The organism is Micromonospora pisi, from assembly GCF_003633685.1.
GTDB classification, from domain to species: domain Bacteria; phylum Actinomycetota; class Actinomycetes; order Mycobacteriales; family Micromonosporaceae; genus Micromonospora_G; species Micromonospora_G pisi.
The window spans coordinates 4,678,500-4,699,209 of record NZ_RBKT01000001.1 but is presented as its reverse complement, the minus strand read 5'-3'; the positions used below and the strand labels follow the sequence as shown (position 1 = coordinate 4,699,209).

Here is a 20,710-nt window from a genome sequence, read left to right as displayed (position 1 = left end):
GCCGGCTCGCCGCCTCGTCCGGCGATCTACCGCCGGGGCCCGGCAACTACCGCTGGACCCCGGCGACTTGCCACTCTTGCCGGAATTGACGCAGTTATTAGTTAACAACCTTGTCAAAAAGCCGTCAGTTGTTATAGAAGTATTTCCATGCGTACACGACGGATCGCCCTGGCCCTCGCCCTGCTCGGGGCGAGCCTGGCCACCCTGCTGACGGCTCCCACGCCCGACGTCGCCCAGGCGGCGCCGGGCGCACTCACCTGGAGCGACGAGTTCAACGGAGCCGCGGGCACCGGCCCGGACGGCAACAAGTGGAAGTTCGACATCGGCGGCGGCGGTTGGGGCAACAACGAGCAGCAGTACTACACCAGCTCCACGCGCAACGCCGCGCACGACGGCAACGGCAATATGGTGATCACCGCTCGCCGGGAGAATCCGGCGAACTACCAGTGCCACTACGGCACCTGCCAGTACACCTCGGCCCGGTTGCTCACCGCGGACCGGTTCAGCCAGACGTACGGCCGCTACGAGGCCCGCATCAAGATTCCGCGTACGCAGGGCATCTGGCCCGCGTTCTGGATGCTCGGCGGTTCACAGTGGCCGGACAACGGTGAGATCGACATCCTGGAGAACATCGGCCGGGAGCCGAGCACCGTCTGGGGCACCCTGCACGGTCCCGGTTACTCCGGCGGGAACGCGATCAGCAGCAGCTACACCCTGCCGAACGGGCAGGCGTTCGCGGACGCCTTCCACACCTTCACCGTGGACTGGGCGCCGGACTCGGTGACCTGGTACGTCGACGGCAACCAGTACGCCCGTAAGACCCCGGCCGACCTGCGCGGCAATCGTTGGGTCTACGACCACCCGTTCTTCATGATCATGAACGTGGCGGTCGGCGGCTACTGGCCCGGCTACCCGGACGGCAGCACCCAGTTCCCCCAGCAGATGCTGATCGACTACGTCCGGGTCTGGGCCTGGAACACCGGCGGCGGCAACCCCGGCACCGGCGGGCCACTGATCGGGTACGGCAACAAGTGCGTCGACATCCCCGGCGCGACCCCGACCGAGGGCATTGCGCTCCAGCTCTGGGACTGCAACGGCACGGATGCCCAGCGGTGGAGTTTCCCGGGCGACGGCACGGTCCGGGCGATGGGCAAGTGCATGGACGTCGCCTGGGGCTCGACCGCCAACGGTGCGAACATCCAACTCGCCACCTGTAGCGGCAACGCGGCCCAGCAGTTCGTCCTCACCGGCGCCGGCGACCTGGTCAACCCGCAGGCCAACAAGTGCGTGGACGTACGGGACTGGAGCACCGCGAACGGCGCCAAGCTCCAGACCTGGACCTGCGGCGGGGGCGCGAACCAGAAGTGGCGCCGAGGCTGACAGCACGTTCAGCGGAGGCGGCGCCAGCCCGCATCGACAACGGCTGACCGGTGGTGGTCGCCCGGGTGGAAGAGCACTCAGGCGGCCACCGCGGCGGCGAGCACGGCCGGGTCGACGTTGCCGCCGCTCACCACCGCCACGGTACGGCCGGACGGCAGTTCGTCCCGGTGGAACAGCCGGGCGGCTGCGGCCACCGCGCCACTCGGCTCGACCACCAGCCGGGCGCCCCGGACCAGCCGGGCGGTGGCGGCGGCGATCTCGGACTCGGTGACCGTGAGGATGCCGTCGAGCCGCTCCCGAAGATGCGCCAGGGTGAGTTCGGCGAGGCTGGTACGCAGCCCGTCGGCGCTGGTGCGGTGGGTCCGTGCCAGGTCCCAGACCACAAGTTTCCCGCTGGTCAGCGACTCCTGCGCGTCGGCCGCGTACGCCGGTTCCACCCCGTAGACCCTGGTCAGCGGCTGGAGCGCCTTGATCGCGGTGGCGACTCCGGAGGCGAGACCACCGCCGCCCACCGGCACCAGCACCACCTCGACCTCGGACAGGTCCTCGACGATCTCCAGCCCGATCGTGCCCTGCCCGGCGATCACGTTCCGGTCGTCGTACGGCGGGATCAGGGTGCGGCCCCGCTCGGCGACGATCCACTCGGCGGTGGCGAGGCGTTCGGCCGCGGGTACGAGCACCACCTCGGCACCGAGTGCCCGTACCTGTTCGATCTTGATCGTCGGCGCCCCCTCCGGAATCACCACCGTGCAGGGCGCCCCGGCCGCCCGGGCCGCGTACGCCAGCGCCTGGCCGTGGTTTCCGGAGGAGTGGGTGACCACGCCCCGGGCCCGCTCGGTTTCGGTGAGTCGGGCCACCGCGTTGGTGGCACCACGCAGTTTGAACGAGCCGACCGGCTGGAGGCTTTCCGGCTTGAGCCAGAACTCCGGATCCCAGCCGGCGGGGAGCAGCGGGGTGCGGACGACCCGGCCGGCGATCCGCGTGGCCGCGTCCCGGACATCGTCCAAGGTCACCAGGTCCATCCGATCATTCAACCGCAGTGTGGGCCGGTGTGGCGGGGTCAGAAACCGGGATCTTGAACGGACAAAGGGGTTATCAACCCTAGAATCAGGCAAAGTGTTCGCGTGATCGGGGGACCGCGATGCCCACGCCCGACCGACCGGAGAACGGCCCGCCCGAACCCCGTCCCGAGCCCACCCCGCGCCCGGATCCGGGGCCCGGATCCGGAAGCGACCCCCCTGGCCCCCACGCACAACCGTGGAGCTGGTCGGTCGACCCGGACCCGCCCACCAGCGAACCGACCCCGGACCCGGAGGGCGGCTCCACGGTCGACGAGCCACTTCCGCCACCCCCGGTCGACAAGCCAGTGCCGCCGCCGGTCGACGGACCGGCAGCCGGCACCGGTCCACCCGACCCGCAGGCGCCGGTCCGGCCGCCGGACTGGTCCACCCCGGACACCCCCGTGGTGGCCCCGCCGATCGGCGGCGACTCCACGCTTCCCTATCCCGACCAACCACCGCCGTACGCCGACCAGTCGCAGCCCGACCGGCCGCCCGACGAGCAGTGGCAGACCGAGCAGCGGCAGACCGGGCAGTGGCCCCCGGAGCAGCCGCGATCCGAGCAGCCACCCCCGGACGATTGGTCACCGGGCCAGTCGGTCTCCTGGCTCGACGACCCCGACGCGGAGCCGCACCCGGTGCGTCCGGAACGCCGCCGACGACTCTGGCTGCTACTCGGGGTCAGCGTGGCGCTGGTGATCTGCTGCTGCGCCGGCGTTGTCGGCACGGCGCTGACCTGGGGCGGTGACATCTACACCCGGGTGGAGAGTCGGGGGCAGCGGGTTGTCGGCCTCAACCAGGCCGGCCGGGACGGGGATCTCGAGTTTCTGGTGAGCGGAGTCCGGTGCGGCGTCGACCAGGTCGGTGATCGCCTGGTCAACCAGGCCGCCGTCGGTCAGTTCTGCCTGGTGGAACTCGCCGTACGCAACATCGGGAAGAATCCGGCGTTCTTCACCGACGCGCTCCAGCGGGCGTACGGGCCGGACGGGGCGCTGTTCAACGCCGACAGCGAGGCGAGCCTGCTGGCCAACGCCGACCAGCAGGCCTTCCTCAACGAGATCAACCCGGGCATCCTGGTGACCGGCGCACTGGTCTACGACATCCCGGTCCGCGCCCGGATCGTCCGGCTACGGCTGTACCACGTACCCTCCTCGCCCGGTCTCGTGGTCCGCGTCGAATAGCTGCTCCAACCGCTCCACCCGTCCCCGGCGCGGCCGGAGCGGTGTCGGCAGGGGCGGCTCCCGGTCGCCACCACCCGGTAAGGAAAATGGTGTTCGCCAACCGGGCGTTCCGGTCCTGCCACCGCACCCCTCGGTGGAGTACCGTTTCTGTCGATAACAGGAGGTCGCGAATGTCCTTGACGGTGCACACGGAGCAGCGCGGCGACGTGGTCGTCGTAGCGGTCGCGGGCGAGCTGGACATGGCCACGGCCCCGCAGTTGCAGGACGAGATCACTGATCTGCTCGATCGGGGCAAGCCTCGGCTGGTCTTCAACCTGGCCGAGCTCACGTTCTGCGACTCGACCGGCCTTTCCGTGTTCGTACGCGCGAAGAACAGCTCCGACGAGGCCGGTGGGGTGGTACGACTCGCCGCTCCGCAGCGCGGTGTGTTGCGCATCCTGGAGGTCAGCGGACTGGTGGAGGTGCTGCAGACCCACCCGTCGGTGGAGCAGGCCATCGCCGCGGACCAGACTCCCGCCTCGTCCTAGTACGCCCATCGCCGCCCCTCGCGGCGGTGCCGCTCGGTGGTGGAACTGTCGCCGCCTGGTACGCCCCACAAGGCCGACCAGGCGGCACTTTTCTTCGCGCCTTTCCCGGGGCATAGGTTGTCGGTCGACACCGCCAACCTTCCGGAGACGCGAATGCTCAAGGGTTTCAAAGACTTCATCATGCGTGGCAACGTCGTCGACCTCGCGGTCGGCGTCGTCATCGGCGCCGCCTTCACCACCGTGGTCACCCAGCTCACGCTCTCGTTCCTCAAGCCGTTGATCCAACTGCTGGGCGGTTCCGTTGCCACCCCGGCACCGACCGGCACCCCCGGTACACCCGGTACGCCGGGCGCGGAGGCGCCTCCCACGCCCGGCGCCTGGCACCTCAACGGGGTCGTGTTCGACTGGGCCGCCTTCGTGAACGCGGTGATCACCTTCTTCATCACCGCGGCGGTGCTCTACTTCCTGGTGGTGCTCCCGCTGAACAAGCTGGCCGAGCGCCGCCGCCGCGGCGAGGAGCCGCCGCCGGCCGCACCGAGTGAAGAGGTCAAGCTGCTCACCGAGATCCGGGACGCGCTGGTCGCCGGGGGTCGGGTGCCGTCACAGCACCGGGAGGCGTTCGACAACCTGACCGGTCGGGACTACCCGCCGGCCGGACGGGACCACCCGGCGTCGGGCCGCTGACCGGCCACATCTCGAATTTCCCCCTCCCCGCACCCTATCGAACACACGTTCGATAGGGTGCGATCATGGAACAGCGGAAACACTGGTGGAACGGCAAATGGGGGCACCTCGCCCGGCGGGACGTCTACCTCCGTACGGATGCCGACCAGTGGCACCTGGAACAGCGGGCCGGCGGCGCCGAGGGGATCTCCCGGTTCTTCGAGTACGACAGCGAGGACGAGGCGTACGAGGCGGTACGCGGCCTGCTGGTCGGACCGGACAACTGGCGGGAGCTCTCGGCCCGGCCACCCGGACTCGGCTGAGGCAGCCGGTCGCAGCGCCCTTCGTCCCGCCCGGACCCGGGGTCGGGTTTAGCGCGGCGACCAGCAGGGAATCGCCCAGACATGCACAGCGACGTCCCAACCAGCCCCGAGCCCATCGCCCAGGTGACCACCGGCATGCGGGTCGTCGACCCGGTCGGTGAAGAGGTCGGTACGGTCGTCGCGGTCCGCGTCGGCGACCCGAACGCGGTGACCGCGCAGGACCCCCCGAACGGTGACGGCGTGCTCGGTGACCGGGTGCCGCACACCGAGAGCGGTGACGAGCCGGACGTACCGCCAGATCTCGCCGCCCGGCTGCTGCGCAGCGGCTACCTGAAGGTGGACAGCCCCGGCCTGCTCGCCCGTGACCTCTACATCGAGGCCGACCAGATCGCCGACGTCAACCAGGATGTGGTGGAGTTGACCGTGGGCCGGGCCGAACTGGTCCCCGAGGCCCACTGACCCGTCACCGCAGCGCCGACCGGTGCGCGCGGCGCCGGCCCGCCGGCCGGTCGCGAGGTGGCGCCGACGATCAGCGGGTCGGGGTTTCGAGCAGGGCGATGGCGCTGAGGCTGACCTGGTCGCGAATCCGGTTCACCGACGACTCCCACTGCCGGGTGAAGCCGGGGCGCCGTTCGAGCGCCTGCCAGACCGGGAGCACGGACTCGTCGAGCCGGGCGGCGGGCATCCAGAGGTGCAACAGGCAGTCGATCGCCGGCCGGAGCCGATCCAGCTTCTGCGACCGGCTGCCCGGCCCGGTGAGGCTGGCCTCCATCAGGGCGAGCAGCGTGGTCAGCAACCAGTCGTGCAGGGCGAGGTCCTCGCAGAGCTCCACGATCGTCTGCACGTCCCGGTCCGCCACGGTCAGTTCGAGCGTACGGAGGGTGTCCGACTCGACCCGGAAGGTGCCGCTCAGTTCGGTCTCGGGGTCTTCGGCTGGCAGCAGGACCCAGCGTAGGCAGGTCCGTTGGGCCCGGAACGGCGGGCGGTGGTCGAGCGTCGCGGACGCCTGCACGGTGTCCATGCTCCGGGCACTGATCGCACCGAGGTTGAGTGCCGGCGACTGGTACGCCGCGCCGAGGAACCCCCGGGTCATGTCCCGTACGTCAACTTTGCCGATCGTCTCCACCTGCCCCGGCCGGGAGAGGTAGTGCGACCAGACCAGCCGACGGTTGGCGGCGGCTCGGGCGATCCGGGTGTGGGTGGAACCCTGCAACACGTGCCCCCCGGTGACGGCAGCGTGCGAGACCACCGTGCCGACACCCCGGCTCCGACTGCCGGTGCTGGTCGGAAGTCGACAGTCGACTCCGGTGAGCTGGTCCGGCGAGACGGCGTAGGCGATCGGCCGTTCCGAGCGACGGACCCGTTCACCGGTCAGGAGGTCCAGCAGTTGGGCGGTCCGATCCAGCGACAGCGCGGTCGAGTTCTGGAGCAGCCCGGTGTGGACCTCGCCCACGGTCAGCATGGCACCTCCGCAACGTCACGCGCCGCCCCTGCCGCGGCTTGCGACCAGGACGTCTCATCGATCGACCGGTTTCATCCCATCATCGGACCGCCGTGCAACGTAAGGGACACGCGAACGCACGCGTAACTATCGTCGCGGTTGCGTACGGCTGGGGCCCGGCTGGTCCGCCCGGCCCTGCGGCGCGTCGGGGAGCGGGTGGCGTACCCGGGCGGGGTGGTCCGCGCCGAGCGGCGTCTGATTCCGCGCGGGTTTTTACGACGGAAGTCCCGGATACACCTTTTCACTGAACTTCCAGGGGTCGGGCGGCAACGCAATCCGCGCCATAGGCTCAAGTGGTGACGGCTGCCAACATGGACGTACTTGTTGTCGGCGCCGGGGTGACCGGCCTGACCACGGCGGTATGTCTTGCCGAGAGCGGACGGTCGGTTCTGGTCCGGACCCGGGAGCGACCGGCGGAGACGACCTCGTACGCGGCCGGCGCGATCTGGGGGCGGGTGATCGCCGCGCACGAGCGGGCGGCCCACTGGGGCCAGCAGACGCTCGCTCTGCTCAAGCCGCTTGCCAGGGCGACCGGGACCGGGGTGCGTCTGGTCACCGGCCTGGAGGCCACCCGCACCTGGTCGCCACCGCACCCGTGGCTGACCGAGGTCGACGACTTCGAGCTCTGCCGACCGGCCGAGCTGCCCAGCGGTTTTGTCTCCGGATGGCGGTACACCGCGCCGGTCATCGACATGCCGCGTTACCTCGACTACCTGGTGCACCGACTGAGCCGGGCCGGCGGCCGGATCGAGCGGGCCACGGTCGACTCGCTCACCGAGGTCGCCGCCGAGGCGCCGGTGGTGGTGAACTGCACCGGGTCCAGCGCCCGGGAACTCGTGCCGGACAGCGAGGTGCGACCGACCCGGGGGCAACTGGTGGTGGTCGACAACCCCGGCGTGGACTGGTTCTTCGCGGAGAGCAGCAACGAACTCGCCGAGTTGACCTACTTCCTCCCGCACGGGGACCACGTCGTGCTCGGCGGCACCATGGAGCCCGAACACTGCGACGCGACACCCCGGGAAGAGACCGCGGCGGCGATCGTACGCCGCTGTGCCGCCGTCGAGCCCGCTCTGGCACGGGCCCGGGTCCTGAGTCACCGGGTAGGTTTCCGCCCGGTCCGCCCACAGGTCAGGCTGGATGTGATCAATGTGGATGGTAGCCAGGTGATCCACAATTACGGTCACGGTGGAAGTGGGATCAGCCTTTCCTGGGGCTGCGCCCTCGACGTGCTGGACATGATCGAATCACGCACCGCAACCTTGTCTTGAAAATCATTAGCGCCGATGCCTTGTTCGGCCGCCGATACTGCTGTCGGGGGCCGGACGACGGGCAAATTATTCTTGCGCCCTATTGATACGGTTACGTCACGTGCCGCTCACGCCGCATAGGAGCCGCCGTGACCAAGGTCTACGTGTCAGCCACTTTCCGGGATCTACAGGAATGTCGCGCCGCGGTGCAGCTCGCGCTGCGCCGGCTCCGGGTCGAGGACATGGCGATGGAATCCTATGTCGCGGAAGATCGGCGCCCGCTGGAAAGATGCCTCGAAGATGTCCGGGAATGTGATGTCTACGTGGGCATTTTCGCCTGGCGCTACGGTTTCGTGCCGCCCGGCTATGGTCGCTCGATCACAGAATTGGAATACCGTGAGGCGCTGAACAGCGGAAAGCCCTGCCTGATCTTCCTACTCGACGAGGAAGCGCCGTGGCCACGGACCTTCGTCGACCGGGGCGCGGACGCCGAGCAGATCGAGGCGCTCCGCGCCGAGCTGGCCGATCGACACATGTGCAGCATGTTCACCGACCCGGCCGACCTGGCCGCCCGGGTCACCGCCGCGGTGGCCGTACGGCTGGCGGAGACCGGGTGGCCCGGGCACGGGCTGAACGCCCTCGGCCAGGACACGGTCAAGCGCTACTTCGCCCGGCTACGGCAGCACTACGGCGTACTGGACCTGGACGCGCTCACCCCGGCGCAGAGTGAGGACTACCTGCAGATCGGTCTCGCGTCGGTCTTCGTGGAACAGACCGTACGGGCGGACCCGCCGCCGGCCGAGGTGCCCCGGGAATGGCGGCAGCGGGTGCCGGTCGACGGCAGCCTGCCCCTGGAGAACGTGCCGGCCGAGGTGAGCCCGAGCGAGCTGGCACATCTGCAGGAGTCCTACCGGGCCAAACCGTTGCAGCGACTCTTCGACGTGCTCGGCTCACCCGAGCAGCGGACCGTGGTGCTCCTCGGCGACCCCGGCTCGGGCAAGTCCACCGCCGCCCGTTACCTGGTCCTCGCCCTGGCCGGCGGGCACCCCGACGACCGGCTGGCAGCCCTGACCGACCACCTGCCGCTGCTTGTCGAACTCCGCTCGTACGTCACCCTCGCCGCCGAGGGACGCTGCCAGAGCTTCGTCGACTACCTGGACCACCGGGCGCACACCGACGGCCTGGGCATCGACCGGACGGCGCTGCTGCGCCACCTCACCCTCGGCCGGACGGTCGCCGTCTTCGACGGCCTGGACGAGGTCTTCGACCGCCGCCGCCGGCAGGAGGTGGTCAGCCAGATCGCCGGCTTCGCCGCCGACTTCCCACAGGTACGCGTCATCGTCACGTCGCGGGTGGTCGACTACGCCCGACGGATCCTGACCGACGTCGGGTTCACCCACTTCACCCTCCAGGATCTCGACTCCGACCAGACCGCGGAGTTCCTCGGACACTGGTACAGGCTCGCGATCCACGACCGGCCGCAGGACGCGCTGATCCGCCAGGCGCGCCTGCTCGACGCCATGCGCCACTCGCACGCGATCCGGGAGTTGGCCGGAAATCCACTGCTGCTGACCATCCTCGCGATCATCGGGAAGCACCAGGCGCTACCCCGCGAACGGTGGCGGCTCTACGACCACGCGGCGACCGTGCTGGTCGAACACTGGGACGTCAACCGGCACCTCCGCGACCAGCACCAGGACCCGGACTTCATCGGCACCGAGGACAAGAAGGAACTGCTGCGGCGGCTCGCGTACCGGATGCAGTCCGCCGAAGGTGGCCTCAGCGCCAACTACATCGAGGCCGAGGAGCTGAGCCAGGTCTTCGAGGACTACCTGGTCGAGCGCTACCACCGGGACCCGGCCGCGGCCCGCGCCATCGCCCTGTCGATGATCAATCAGTTCCGGGAACGAAACTTCATCCTCAGCCGGTACGGCTCCCACCTGTACGGCTTCGTCCACCGCACGTTCCTGGAGTTCTTCTGCGCCGACGCGGTGCTGACCAAGTTCCAGCACGACCGGGTGCTCACCATCGGCGAGGTGAAGGACCTGTTCCGCCAGCACTGGCCCCGGCAGTCCTGGCGGGAGGTGCTCCGGCTGCTCGCCGGCGCGCTGCCCGAGGAGCGTACGGCGGAGATCATCGACCTGCTGACGAACGAGGTGAACCGGTCCTGGCCGCCAACCCCGTTCAGCCGGCCGCCCTGGAACCTGGCGCTGGCGGTGCAGTGCCTCGCCGAGGTCCGCACCATCTCGCCGGTGGTGGCGAAGCCCGCCGCCGCACTGCTGCGCAAGCTCATCCTGCTGTTGGAACACGGTGTGTCGATGCACGACCGCAAGACGGCGGAGCTGATCGAGGCGGAGATCCTGCCGGCGGCGCAGGCGATCGGCACCGACTGGCCGGACCGGGAGGCGTACCTGCGCTGGTACCGCCGACGAGGGGTCCGGGTGGCCTGGAGTCCGGTGTCGGCGTACGCAGCCCGGCTCGCCGCGATGCTCTCCACGCCGAACGAGCGGATCGACGAACTCTTCGACCAGGAACTCGGCGAACAGGACGGCAGCTCGGCCGCGTACGCCTGGGTAGCCGGGCTGACCGAGGTGGCGCAGCTCGCCACCGCCGCGGCGGAGAGCACCGCGCATCGGACGGCGGCGGAGCTGGTCCGCGCCCGACTGATCAGACGTGCCCGCGACGACGGCTACACCGGAGTACGGCTCGCCGCGGTGCAGGCCCTCGGAGAGCGTTTCGGCGCCGACCACCGGGCCCGCGAACTGCTCACCGAGCGGGCCTGCAAGGACGGGTACTCCGGGGTACGGCTCGCCGCGGTGCAGGCGCTGGGCGAACGCTTCCGGGGCGAACCACCCGTACGCGAGCTGCTGTTGGAACGGGCCTCCACCGACGAGAACGCCGGTGTCCGACAGGCGGCGCTGCGGTTGCTCGGTGAACGCTGCGGCGGCGAGGACGAACTGCGGGCGATGTTGCTCGACCGCCTCGACAGCGACTGCGACGCGGACGTGGTGCGGATGGCCGCCCAGGTCCTGATCGAACGCTTCAACGCGAGCGGAGAGGTCCGTGACCGCCTGATCGAGCGGGCCCGTGACGACGTCGACCCGGTGCTGCGTCGGGCCACCGTACGGGCCCTCGGCGAGCGACTCGGCGTCGACCCGGTGGTCCAGACGCTCCTGGTCGACCGGATCCGCTCGGACAGCGACGCCCTGGTGCTCCGGGCCGCCGCCCAGTCCCTGGTCGAGCGGTTCGGACCGGATCGGGAACTGCGCGAACTGTTGGAGCTCCGGATCCGGCAGGACGACGACGAGGTGGTCCGTCGGACCGCGCTGCGGATGCTGGTCGAGTGCTTCGCGGACGAGGATTCGCTGGTCGAGCTGCTGACCGTGGTGGCGGGGCACGACCGGGACGCGGACGTACGGCTGATCGCCGTCGAGGCGCTGGTCGATCGGCTGCGCGGCGCACCGGAACTGGTGGAGAGCCTGGTCCGGCTGGCCCGGGTCGACTTCGACCCCCGGATCCGGCTGGCTGCCGCGCGTGCACTGGTGCACCGGATCGGCATCGACCCGGGCGCCCGGGAGACGTTGGCCGGGTTGGCCCGCGACGACGCCAGCGCGGCGGTACGCCTGGCGGCGGTACGGGCGCTGGCCGAGTGGGCGGCCGAGGACGACGTACGACAACTGATCATCGAACGGGCTGTCGACGACAGCGGGGCGGAGGTACGCCTCGCGGCGTCGCGCGCCCTCGCGGCTCGGGCCGGGTCGGACGCGCAGGTGCACGCCGTACTCGTCGACCGGGCGCGCCACGACCAGGCCGGGGAGGTCTTCGCCCATGCCGCGTCGGTGATCGCCGGGCTGCCCGGGACCGACACGTCGGTGGTGTGGGAGCTGCTCGCCGGCCGGGCCGTCGACACCAGTCCCCGGCTACGGCTCGCCGCGGTGCGGATGCTGGTGGAGCGGTTCCGGGGCGCCCCGGAGCTCGCCACGATCCTGCTGGACCGGGTTCGTCTGGACCCGGACGCCGAACTGCTCCGGGCGGCGGCGACCGCGTTGGCCACCCACTCCGCCACGACCGAGCTCGGTGCGGTGTTGACGCAGCGGGTCGAGAGCGAGGAGGGCCTGGTCCGTTGCGTGGCGGTACGCATCCTCGGCGACCATTTCGGCGCCGAGCCCGGGGTCCGTGAACTGCTGCTCGACAAGGCCCGGCACGACACCGACGTGCAGGTACGCCGGGAGGTGCTGGGGGTGTTGGGTGAGCGGCTCGCCGAGCACCCCCAGGTGCGGGCGCTCTTCGTCGAACGGCTCTACGACCACGACTGGTCGGTACGGGTGACCGCCGTGCGGCTGCTCGGCACCCGGTTCGGCGACGACCCGGAGACCCGTACGCTGCTGACCGGGCTGGCCCGGCACGACGACGATCCCGGCTTCCGTCGGTTCGCCGGCCAGGCGCTGACCTGGCTACCGGGAGCGGATCCGGACCATCTGCCGGACATCCCGCGATGACCACCGGTCGAGGCAGTGGGCGGCAGCGGGTGCCAGCGCGGTCAGTCGGAGATGAACACGTACTCGATCCGTTCGACCAGGTCCTTGGGGAGGTCGACGTGCTCGTTCCGGCTCCGGGTGTGGATCTGGTCGAGCACCGCCGGGCCGATCGACACCTGGCTGAGGATCGTCCGTACGGCGTGTTCGATCGGAAGGAAACGCGACCCGAGCACGGAGAAGGTGCGGTACGCGCTGAACGGCGCCGCGCGCGGGTTCAGTTTGACCACGGCCGGCAGTTCGTCCCAGTCGTCCGGCCATTCCTCCAGCTGGTACGGGTTGGTCACGCCTTCGCCCTCGTGCCGCAGCAGGCCGAGGCGCATGAGCTGCCATACCCCGGCGAGGAAGGGGCAGGACCAGACCAGTTGCCCGTTCTCGTCGAAGTCCCAGAGCTCGACGTCCATGAAGATCGAGTGTCGGTTGGCCGCGTTCTGCACCGGCGGCTGCCAGACGTAGTCGCTCATCGCCTGGGCCGGCCCGCTGGCCGGGGAACGCTTGCCGTTGCAGAGCCAACCGGTCTCGGTGACCGGTGGCCGCTCCCCGTTGGTCTCCGGCACCGGGTCGGAGACCAACTGGTCCACCACCAGCTGGGCCAGCGGGATGCCGTCGGCCTCCGCGCAACCGGACTCGCGAGCGAAGTAGTCGATCACCAGCCCGGTGCCCTCGGCCGCCTCCTGGAGTTGCCGGACCACCTCGCCGGGGGTGCTGAACCGGGTGAAGTAGTCGTCGATCAGGAAACAGGTGCTGATCCTGGCCCGTCCCTTGGGGACCCGGCCGACGGCGGCCTGGCGGGCCGCGGCCACCCAGGGCGCCACCCGGGAGAAATGTCGGCGCAGTTGTTCGACGCCGCCGGCGAACTCCTCGATGTAGAGGTGGCCGAGTTCGATCGAGAGATGGGAGAGCGGGACCGATTCGACGCTTCGTCGGGCCGCCGTCTCTTCGAAGCTCACTTCCGGTTTTGTCACAGCGTCTCCCAGGCCGCGTCGTCGACTATGCGTTTGGCCAGGGAGGAGAAGGCTTCGACCGTCTCCAGGTTGGCGATCCGCCGGGCGTACACGTCGTTGTCGGAGATGAGCTGCTCGCGCCATTGCAGCACCGGGTCCAACGGCACCGAGCCGATCATCATCGTCCGGCCCACCCGGTTGGTGCTCGCCATCTCCAGCAGGTCCTGGTTGCACTCGCGCAGCCAGGCCACCTGGGGTGGTTGCAGCCCTTCCAGCTCGGGCGAGTCGGGGTCGACCACGGCGGTACGCACGAACCGCAGCCCGTTGAGCAGGCTGTCGTACGTGTGGCCGCGCCGTACCCCGGTTTCGAGGATGCCCTTGTCCCCGTAGACCAGACTGGAGGCGGCCAGCACGTGTTGCCGGGTCCAGCGGTGGAACACCAACCAGCGCGCCTTGACCGAACGCAGTTCGGGTGCGGCGGTGGCGGCGAGAACGATGTCGGTGGCGTACGACCGACCGGCGCTCAGGTCGACCAGGCTGAGTTCGAACTCCTCCTCCAGCCGGAGGAAGAGGCGGATGCACTGGCGCACCCGTTCCTCACTGCTCGGGAACTCTCCGCCGCCGACGTCGCCGGGAAGCAACATCAGTCGGCCCGCTCCCGGTGGTCGGTTCCGGAGGCTGGGCCGGTCGGAGTCGGCCCAGACATCGAGGCGGTGTGGTTCCGCGCACTCGGAGTTGAGGTAGTTGTGCAGCCCGGTCTGGGTGGTGGTGCCGTGCACCGCCCGGTCGATGTTGAAAATGGCACCGGCCGTGGGCGAGCCGAAGTCGAAGTCGAGGTAGCAGACGTCGGTGCCCTGCAACGCGCTGCGATAGAGCACGTTGCTGCTGGTCACGGAGCGGCCGGTGCCACCCTTGTCGGAAGTCGCGAAGATCAGCATGGTCAGCCCGCCTCGGAGACGTCGCGGCGGGCGGCGGCGAGTTCGTCGAGCGCGCGCAACACCTCGGTGGCCAGCGCGGCGGCGGTGCCGGGCCGGTCCTGCACGATCTCCCGGGACCGGCGTAGGTTCACCCGGATCAGGTGCAGGGTCTGCTGCATCTTCGGACCGCCCTCGGCGGCACCGCTGAGCAGCTCCATGTCGTACAGGTGCTCGGCCTCGCTGAGCAGGTCCAACGCGTAATCGGCCAGCTTATCGCTGCGTAGCGGCGGTCGGTTGAGCATGTTGGCGGTGGTGACCAGCCCCTGCACCACCCGTTCGGTGTAGTACCAGGAGGTCCCCTCCTGGGTGTGCTTGAGCTGTCGGAAGACCTTTGCCGGCTGGTCCCAGAGGCTCCGTCCGACACCGCCGTCGAGCCGCCGGGCGGAGAGGTGCTCCCAGACCCGGTCGGCGAGGTCGAGCAGGGTTCCCCGCTGCTCGGCGTCGCTGAGCAGGCCGGCGATGAAGGCCGTACGTTGCAGCAGCAGCGCCGAGAACTCGCTCACCATCCAGCGCAGTCGTGGGCCACCGAGTTGTTCGCTGCCGTTGAGGGTCAGCCGTACGCCGGGTGAGTGCAGGGTCAGCGCCGGGTCGGCGTCGAACGGCCGGCGGGTGATCCGGGCCCGGTTGGCCAGCTCGACCAGGGCCAGGCCGACCCGGCTCAGCTCGGCATCCGTACCCCGCTCCTGCACCAGCCCCTTCACCGCGAGCGAGGTGACCAGCAGGGTGTAGTAGTCGGAGGCGTCCTCGTCGGTGGTCCGCCACGGGATGTCCTCCAGCGGCCAGCGGTGACTGTCGCCGAAGGTCGCGACCGTGGCCCAGTAGGTCCTGGTCAGCTCCCACCGCAGTTGCAGCGCCCGGGAGAGCCGCTGCTGCTCGTCGTTGAGCAGGCCGAGGATGCGGGTCCGTTCGGAGAAGAGGTCCTCGATCGCGTCGACCGCGATGACCGTGAAGTAGAGGTACGGGGCGTCCTGCGCCACGCCCTTGGGTTGGTCGCCGACCGGTTCGTTGGTCTCGATCAGCGGGGCGTCGTTGACGATCCCCCAGGACCAGCCGCACTCGAACAGTCGGTTCGGGCTTTCCAGGTCGGCAACCTGGCCGGATCCGATCAGGACCTCACGGAACGTCGCCATCGTCTGGCGCAGTGCCCGGCGGAGCTGGGAGACGATCTGCCGTTGCGGCAGTTCGGCCTGGTTGACCGTACGGATCAGGGCCCGGCCCTCGGTGGAGTCGACGTCGAAGACGTTGACGGAGAAGCTGCGCAGTAGGCCGATCATGGCGGCGCTGAGCCGGGTGCTCGCCATCGTTTCCAGGGAGGTGATCTCCTGGAGGGTCTCCTCGCGCCGGACCGCGTTGCGGAACACCCGGAGGAAACCGATGGTCGCCAGCGAGAGGGTGACCGACATCGCGAAGGAGTCCACGATGTCGAGGTGCCGCTGCTCCTCGGTCGCGGGCTGGGTCGGGTCGTCGATGCCAAAATAGCTGTCACCCGAGAAAATGGGCGTACCGGACGGGTCGGTGTAGCGGGCGAAGTACTCGGTCAAGATCTGTACGAGTACCAGCGGTATCTGGGTCGCCGTGCCGAGCGGACGCAATACCTTGATCATTTCATCGGCCGTCTCGTCCGGACGGTCGATGTTGAACGCGGTCACCTGCGTCGACGGCAGGAGCAGGCAGAGCAGCTGTTCCGCGTCACTGATCGAATTGGAGCCGTCCGCACCGCCCCACACCCAACGGCCGTCCCGCCAGGACGACCTGACAACGGCAGCCCAGATCTCGAGAAGCTCCTGACGAGGTTGAATCCTCATCTGTCGTGCACCACCATCCGCCAATTGTCATGCAACCGGGTACACCAAGGGGCCCCGGAGAACGGGTGCTTATGGATCATGGCTCGGTGCGAATGCGACCGGAACCAGCTCAGCTGGTCAAGCAAAGACGCTGGTCAGCCCGCGGAATATATGATCTTTCTACAGTGGTGCCACGAATCATGGCGACCACCCCCTCTCGCGGGCCAGTCCTATCTGCCAATGATGGCGTACGCGTCAAGGGTGGAGAAATCGGGACCAGCCGCTGAGACAATTGATCAATAAGAACGGGACGGCGGCCGACCGGAGCGGTTCCGCCACCGCGCTCAGACCGGCTGTGTCGGCCCGGTGAGCTGCCGGCGTACCGCCCAGAGCGCGGCCTCCGTACGCGACGCCGAGCCGGTCTTGCGCAGCAGGTTGGAGACGTGCACCGTCACGGTGCGTACCGAGATGCCCAGTGAGCGGGCCACCTGCTTGTTCGACATCCCGGCCGCCAGACAGCCGAGCACCTCGACCTCACGAGCGGTCAACTCCGCGCCGAGCGGTTCGACCGGCCAGTCCACCACGGGCGACGGCTGCCCCGGCGACGGCTGCCGGACCAGCCCCTCCGGTCCGTGCCCGCCCTGGGTGGCGAGCAGCTCGGTGAGCCGGTACGGGTTCCCCCCGGTCCGTTCCCGCACCGCCTCGACCAACCGCGGCTCCACGACGCGGTCCGGGTAGACCTGCGCCAGCACCGCCTCGACCTGGTCCCGGGTCAGCGGGCCGAGGTGCTGGCGGATCGAGCCCGGCGCACCGGCGAGCCGGGCCAGCGTACGGGCGGCGAGTTCGGGTGCGACCGCCGCTTCCGGGGGCCGGCTGGCGACCACCAGCAGGGCCGGCAACTCGGGCGCGGCGGCCAGCTCGCCGATCAGGTTGAGACTCGCCGGGTCGAGCGCGTGCAGGTCCTCCACCACGAGCACCGCCGGCCCCGACCCGACCAGCGCCCGCACGGTCTGTACGGCGAGCCGGAGCAGGGTGCCGGGGGCGTACCGCTCACGGGGCGCGTTCGGGTGCTGGGCCAGCCAGGCCAGCGCGTCGGCCGGCAACGGCAGGTCGCCGGTGTTCCGCCCGGTCAGCACCGCCGCCAACCAGTCGTACGGCGCCGGACTGTGCACCCGGGCAGTGCCGAAGAGCACGGTCCCCGGCGCGGGATTGAACGCGTCCAGCGCGGCGGCGACCAACATGCTCTTGCCCACGCCACCCGCCCCGGTGATCAACGCGGTACGGCGGGCCGGCCGGGCCGAGCCGGCCAGGCTGGACCAGGCGCGGGCGAGCTCGGTCAGCTCCGCGACGCGCCCGACCATGGCGACCGGCATCATGGGCCAACCCTACGCAACAGTGCGTAGAGACGATTCGGTGCTCCGCTTGGCATGCTGCACTCCATGAACCTGAGCCTGCGTACCGCGATTGTCAGCGACCCCGGCCTGGTCCGCACCAACAACGAGGACGCGGCCCATGCTGGCGAGCGGTTACTCGTGGTCGCCGATGGGGTCGGCGGACAGCCGGCTGGCGAGGTGGCCAGCGCAATCGTGATCAAGAACCTGCTGCCGCTGGACCGGGCCCCGATCGGCCCCGATCCGCTCGCCGCACTCACCGGCGCACTCGCGGCGGCCAACCGCCAGATCGCGGCTGCCGCCCAGTCCGATCCGGACCAGGCCGGTCTGGGCACGACGGTGACGGCTGTGCTGCTCACCGGCGACCAGCTCTCGGTGCTGCACGTCGGCGACTCCCGCTGCTACCTCGCCCGCGACCCCAACTTCTACCAGTTGACCAGGGACGACACCTTCGTCCAGGAGTTGGTGGACCGGGGCGCGCTGACCCCGGAGGAGGCACACCGTCACCCGCAGCGCTCGATCATCACCCGGGCCGTACAGGGCGGTGAACTTGTTCCGACCACCGCGCTCGTGACGGCGGCGCCGGGCGACCGGCTGCTGCTCTGCAGCGACGGGCTCTCGGACGTGATCGACGACGACGCGATCGGCGAGGCGCTGGCCCAACACGCGGACCCACAGCAGTGCGCGGAGCAACTGGTCAAGCTGGCCCACCAGGGCGGCGCTCCGGACAACGTCACGGTGATCATCGCCGACCTCCTGCCCGCCTAGCCGTCCGCCGCCGGGCGGCGGAAGGGTGCGGGCTGGCCGGCCGCCTAGAGACCGAAGACGTCCTCGGCGGCGCCGTCGCGGGCGCCGTCGACAAAACCACGGAACGCGGGGTCGTCGCGGTCGGCGGTGACGCTGGTGACGGTCTCGCCGATGGCCTCGGCCACCGCGTCGACCAGCGGCGGGTAGTCGAGTTCGACGTCGCCGAGATCGTCGTCGTCCGCCTCGGCCAGGTCCAGCACCTGCTGAAGGTCGTCCGCCGAGGTGTCCTGGTCCGTCGCCCAGGCGTGCCCGATGGAGTAGCACTCGTCGTACAGGCCGCGCTGATCATCGGTCCAGTCGCTGTCGTAGTCCGGCACGCTGCGCCTCCTTCGGGGCCGTTCCCATGTGCAGCATGCCCGGCCGTGGCCGGAAGCCGCCGAGGGACGAGAAAACTCGACCCGACCAGGCGGGAACCCGCGTGTGCGGGCGATCCGACCTACGCCGTGACCGGCGACCCGGCACCGACCGGACCGGTCGCGACCGGCGGCACGGCCACGGCGGAACGTACGGCGGTGAGCCGGACGAGTTCCGGCAGTACGACACCGAGCGGGGCGTCGACGCTCAGCGCCGAGTATGCGTCTCCCCGGGTCGGGCCCTGGTTGACGATCACCACCGGGATGCCGAGCTTCGCCGCCCGGATGACGAACCGACGCCCCGACATCACCGTCAGGGACGAGCCGAGCACCAGCAGGACCCGGGCCTTCTCCACCATCGCGAAGCACTGCTGGACCCGGTCCGCCGGCACCGTCTCGCCGAAGAAGACAACATCGGGCTTGAGCGTGTCACCGGCGCAGGCGGAGCATTCGACCATCCGGAACCGGTCGATCTCCTCGTCCGACAGGTCGACGTCGCCATCCGGGTTGAGCGCGGTGACCCGCGCGTCGAACCTCGGGTTCGCCCACGCCATGCGGCGGTCGAGTTCCGTACGGGAGGTCACGTCGCCGCAGCCGAGACAGATCACCTTGGCCAGGCTGCCGTGCAGCTCGACCACCCGGTCCGCGCCCCCGGCCTGGTGCAGACCATCGACGTTCTGGGTGACCACGCCGGTGACGAGTCCCTGGCGCTGCAACTGGGCGACCGCGCGGTGCCCGGCGTTCGGGCGGGTCTGCGCCATCCGCCGCCAGCCGAGGAAACTGCGCGCCCAGTAACGTCGGCGGGCCAACGGATCACCGGTGAAGGTCTGGTACGTCATCGGGCTGGTCCGCACCAGCGCCCCGCTCGGTCCCCGGTAGTCGGGAATCCCCGACTCGGTGGAGAGGCCGGCGCCGCTCAGCACCACCACGTCACCGCCGGCCAGCAACCCGGCCAGCTCGGCGCAACTCTCGGCCGTACCCTCATGCACCGGTCCATGCTGCCGCACTCCGGGTCCGATCGCCCAGGCTCGGCCGACAACGTGGGCGATCACTCAACCCGCCACGGTCCCCGATCTGGATATTTTGCGCTGTTCATCCGTTTCACGAATGGCTGATCGCCCCCTCCATGACTCCCGCCCCGGCGGTAGGAGCGGTTAGCTGGAGGGAACCGGCCCCGTACGCTCACGCGGATCGGAGCAGACATGCCGTTCACCGGTAGCCACCCCGCCGCCGTACTGCCGTTCATGCGCTCCGGGCTCGTCCCGTCCGCCCTGGTCATCGGCAGCATGGCACCGGACCTGCCGTACTTCGTGCCGACCACCTTCGACGGGACCACCACGCACACCCTGGCCTCGGCGCTGACGGTGGACGTACTGCTGGGTGGGGTTGCCTTCGCGGTGTGGCAGGCCGCGCTGGCCCCGTTCGCGATCGCGATCGCGCCGGCGGCGCTGCGGGACCGGATCGACTCCCGGCTGCCCCGGGGGGCCACCTTCCACTTGCGGAGCCTGCGGCGGGTCGCGGTGCTCGCCGCCTCGCTGGCGCTGGGGGCAGTGACCCACGTGGTCTGGGACTCCTTCACCCACCTCGGTCGGTGGGGCACCCGGCACATCGGTTGGCTGGCCGAGATCCACGCGGGACTACCCGGATACCGCTGGGCGCAGTACGCGAGCGGCCTGATCGGCGGGGCGGCCCTGCTCGGCTGGTTCGTCCACTGGTGGCACACGAGTACGCCGCAGCCACGTACCGACCCGCGTACGGCCCCGGTCCCACGCCCGCTCGCGTACGCGATCTGGGCCTTCATCGGCCTCACCACGGTCGCCGGCGGCCTGCTCGGCGCCCGCGCCCACCTGCCCGAGTCCGGGCCGTACGTCACCGCGTTCGTGGTCGCCACCCGGGGCGGCGGTGCCGGCATGATCGCCGCCCTCGTGTGCGCCCTCTGCTGGCTGGCCCGCCCCCGCCCGCACGACCTCGCCGGCCCCCTGCCACCCGGCCGGTAGCCCGGCCGCGGTAGCCCGGACGGCTCCCCGGACCGTCTCCAC

Annotated in this window: 18 protein-coding genes; 10 read left to right on the top strand and 8 right to left on the bottom strand. The window is 70.1% G+C overall.

Annotated features, from left to right (window positions below):
* The first annotated feature begins 147 nt into the window (after positions 1–147).
* Positions 148–1,380, top strand: coding sequence for a family 16 glycosylhydrolase (locus BDK92_RS19935; protein ID WP_121158068.1), 1,233 nt, complete (start codon positions 148–150; stop codon positions 1,378–1,380).
* 77 nt (positions 1,381–1,457) lie between these two features.
* Here the strand turns inward: BDK92_RS19935 and BDK92_RS19930 are convergent, their stop codons facing one another.
* Entirely contained in the window at positions 1,458–2,402 is a 945-nt protein-coding gene (locus BDK92_RS19930; protein WP_121158066.1) for a threonine ammonia-lyase, read from the bottom strand.
* 119 nt (positions 2,403–2,521) lie between these two features.
* On the opposite strand from BDK92_RS19930, the gene BDK92_RS19925 reads away from it, so the two are divergent.
* The 5 genes from BDK92_RS19925 to BDK92_RS19905 all read left to right on the top strand — a co-directional run bounded on the left by BDK92_RS19925 (position 2,522) and on the right by BDK92_RS19905 (position 5,591).
* Positions 2,522–3,619, top strand: a complete 1,098-nt coding sequence (locus BDK92_RS19925; RefSeq protein ID WP_121158065.1) for a DUF4352 domain-containing protein — start codon at positions 2,522–2,524, stop codon at positions 3,617–3,619.
* 170 nt (positions 3,620–3,789) lie between these two features.
* The gene (locus BDK92_RS19920; protein ID WP_121158064.1) at positions 3,790–4,146 is read left to right on the top strand and encodes an STAS domain-containing protein; all 357 of its coding nucleotides are present in this window, start codon (positions 3,790–3,792) and stop codon (positions 4,144–4,146) included.
* A 153-nt stretch (positions 4,147–4,299) separates the two neighbouring features.
* Positions 4,300–4,830: a large conductance mechanosensitive channel protein MscL gene (locus BDK92_RS19915; protein WP_121158063.1), complete on the top strand. Its 531-nt coding sequence runs from the start codon at positions 4,300–4,302 to the stop codon at positions 4,828–4,830.
* 65 nt (positions 4,831–4,895) lie between these two features.
* A complete protein-coding gene (locus BDK92_RS19910) occupies positions 4,896–5,132 on the top strand; it encodes a hypothetical protein (protein WP_121158062.1) in 237 nt (78 codons plus the stop codon).
* A gap of 81 nt (positions 5,133–5,213) precedes the next feature.
* Entirely contained in the window at positions 5,214–5,591 is a 378-nt protein-coding gene (locus BDK92_RS19905) for a hypothetical protein (RefSeq protein WP_121158061.1), read from the top strand.
* Positions 5,592–5,661: 70 nt separating this feature from the next.
* Here BDK92_RS19905 and BDK92_RS19900 read toward each other — a convergent pair whose 3' ends face one another.
* Entirely contained in the window at positions 5,662–6,594 is a 933-nt protein-coding gene (locus BDK92_RS19900) for an SCO2521 family protein (RefSeq protein WP_121158060.1), read from the bottom strand.
* Between the two features lie 335 nt (positions 6,595–6,929).
* On the opposite strand from BDK92_RS19900, the gene BDK92_RS19895 reads away from it, so the two are divergent.
* Complete coding sequence (locus BDK92_RS19895) at positions 6,930–7,901, top strand: FAD-dependent oxidoreductase (protein ID WP_121162406.1); 972 nt, start codon at positions 6,930–6,932, stop codon at positions 7,899–7,901.
* A 128-nt stretch (positions 7,902–8,029) separates the two neighbouring features.
* A complete protein-coding gene (locus tag BDK92_RS19890) occupies positions 8,030–12,379 on the top strand; it encodes a HEAT repeat domain-containing protein (RefSeq protein WP_121158059.1) in 4,350 nt (1,449 codons plus the stop codon).
* A gap of 41 nt (positions 12,380–12,420) precedes the next feature.
* Here BDK92_RS19890 and BDK92_RS19885 read toward each other — a convergent pair whose 3' ends face one another.
* The 4 genes from BDK92_RS19885 to BDK92_RS19870 form a co-directional block, all read right to left on the bottom strand.
* Positions 12,421–13,380 carry an SCO2522 family protein gene (locus BDK92_RS19885; RefSeq protein WP_211349295.1) on the bottom strand — a complete coding sequence of 320 codons (960 nt, stop codon included), beginning with the start codon at positions 13,378–13,380 and terminating at the stop codon, positions 12,421–12,423.
* Positions 13,377–14,297: an SCO2523 family variant P-loop protein gene (locus BDK92_RS19880; protein WP_121158057.1), complete on the bottom strand. Its 921-nt coding sequence runs from the start codon at positions 14,295–14,297 to the stop codon at positions 13,377–13,379. Before BDK92_RS19880 ends, BDK92_RS19885 begins: the two co-directional genes overlap by 4 nt.
* Positions 14,298–14,299: 2 nt before the next feature.
* Positions 14,300–16,141, bottom strand: a complete 1,842-nt coding sequence (locus BDK92_RS19875; RefSeq protein ID WP_121158056.1) for an SCO2524 family protein — start codon at positions 16,139–16,141, stop codon at positions 14,300–14,302.
* A gap of 323 nt (positions 16,142–16,464) precedes the next feature.
* Positions 16,465–17,496: a response regulator transcription factor gene (locus tag BDK92_RS19870; RefSeq protein ID WP_121158055.1), complete on the bottom strand. Its 1,032-nt coding sequence runs from the start codon at positions 17,494–17,496 to the stop codon at positions 16,465–16,467.
* A 63-nt stretch (positions 17,497–17,559) separates the two neighbouring features.
* Between BDK92_RS19870 and BDK92_RS19865 the strand changes: the two genes are divergently transcribed.
* Positions 17,560–18,279 (top strand): PP2C family protein-serine/threonine phosphatase, encoded by a 720-nt coding sequence (locus BDK92_RS19865; protein WP_121162405.1) that lies wholly within the window; start codon positions 17,560–17,562, stop codon positions 18,277–18,279.
* Between the two features lie 44 nt (positions 18,280–18,323).
* On the opposite strand, the gene BDK92_RS19860 is transcribed toward BDK92_RS19865, so the two are convergent.
* Both BDK92_RS19860 and BDK92_RS19855 read right to left on the bottom strand, forming a co-directional pair.
* A complete protein-coding gene (locus BDK92_RS19860) occupies positions 18,324–18,635 on the bottom strand; it encodes a hypothetical protein (protein WP_121158054.1) in 312 nt (103 codons plus the stop codon).
* Between the two features lie 119 nt (positions 18,636–18,754).
* Positions 18,755–19,660: an NAD-dependent protein deacetylase gene (locus tag BDK92_RS19855; protein ID WP_121162404.1), complete on the bottom strand. Its 906-nt coding sequence runs from the start codon at positions 19,658–19,660 to the stop codon at positions 18,755–18,757.
* Between the two features lie 213 nt (positions 19,661–19,873).
* Here BDK92_RS19855 and BDK92_RS19850 point away from each other — a divergent pair, with 213 nt between their 5' ends.
* Complete coding sequence (locus BDK92_RS19850; RefSeq protein WP_121158053.1) at positions 19,874–20,668, top strand: DUF4184 family protein; 795 nt, start codon at positions 19,874–19,876, stop codon at positions 20,666–20,668.
* Positions 20,669–20,710: the final 42 nt, after the last annotated feature.

Excerpts from the sequence above, each read along its gene's own strand:
- BDK92_RS19925 (WP_121158065.1), top strand. The coding sequence starts at position 2,522 with ATGCCCACGCCCGACCGACCGGAGAACGGCCCGCCCGAACCCCGTCCC.
- BDK92_RS19905 (WP_121158061.1), top strand. The coding sequence starts at position 5,214 with ATGCACAGCGACGTCCCAACCAGCCCCGAGCCCATCGCCCAGGTGACC.
- BDK92_RS19915 (WP_121158063.1), top strand. The coding sequence starts at position 4,300 with ATGCTCAAGGGTTTCAAAGACTTCATCATGCGTGGCAACGTCGTCGAC.
- BDK92_RS19875 (WP_121158056.1), bottom strand. The coding sequence starts at position 16,141 with ATGAGGATTCAACCTCGTCAGGAGCTTCTCGAGATCTGGGCTGCCGTT.
- BDK92_RS19900 (WP_121158060.1), bottom strand. The coding sequence starts at position 6,594 with ATGCTGACCGTGGGCGAGGTCCACACCGGGCTGCTCCAGAACTCGACC.
- BDK92_RS19880 (WP_121158057.1), bottom strand. The coding sequence starts at position 14,297 with ATGCTGATCTTCGCGACTTCCGACAAGGGTGGCACCGGCCGCTCCGTG.
- BDK92_RS19930 (WP_121158066.1), bottom strand. The coding sequence starts at position 2,402 with ATGGACCTGGTGACCTTGGACGATGTCCGGGACGCGGCCACGCGGATC.
- BDK92_RS19850 (WP_121158053.1), top strand. The coding sequence starts at position 19,874 with ATGCCGTTCACCGGTAGCCACCCCGCCGCCGTACTGCCGTTCATGCGC.
- BDK92_RS19910 (WP_121158062.1), top strand. The coding sequence starts at position 4,896 with ATGGAACAGCGGAAACACTGGTGGAACGGCAAATGGGGGCACCTCGCC.
- BDK92_RS19920 (WP_121158064.1), top strand. The coding sequence starts at position 3,790 with ATGTCCTTGACGGTGCACACGGAGCAGCGCGGCGACGTGGTCGTCGTA.
- BDK92_RS19935 (WP_121158068.1), top strand. The coding sequence starts at position 148 with ATGCGTACACGACGGATCGCCCTGGCCCTCGCCCTGCTCGGGGCGAGC.
- BDK92_RS19865 (WP_121162405.1), top strand. The coding sequence starts at position 17,560 with ATGAACCTGAGCCTGCGTACCGCGATTGTCAGCGACCCCGGCCTGGTC.
- BDK92_RS19870 (WP_121158055.1), bottom strand. The coding sequence starts at position 17,496 with ATGATGCCGGTCGCCATGGTCGGGCGCGTCGCGGAGCTGACCGAGCTC.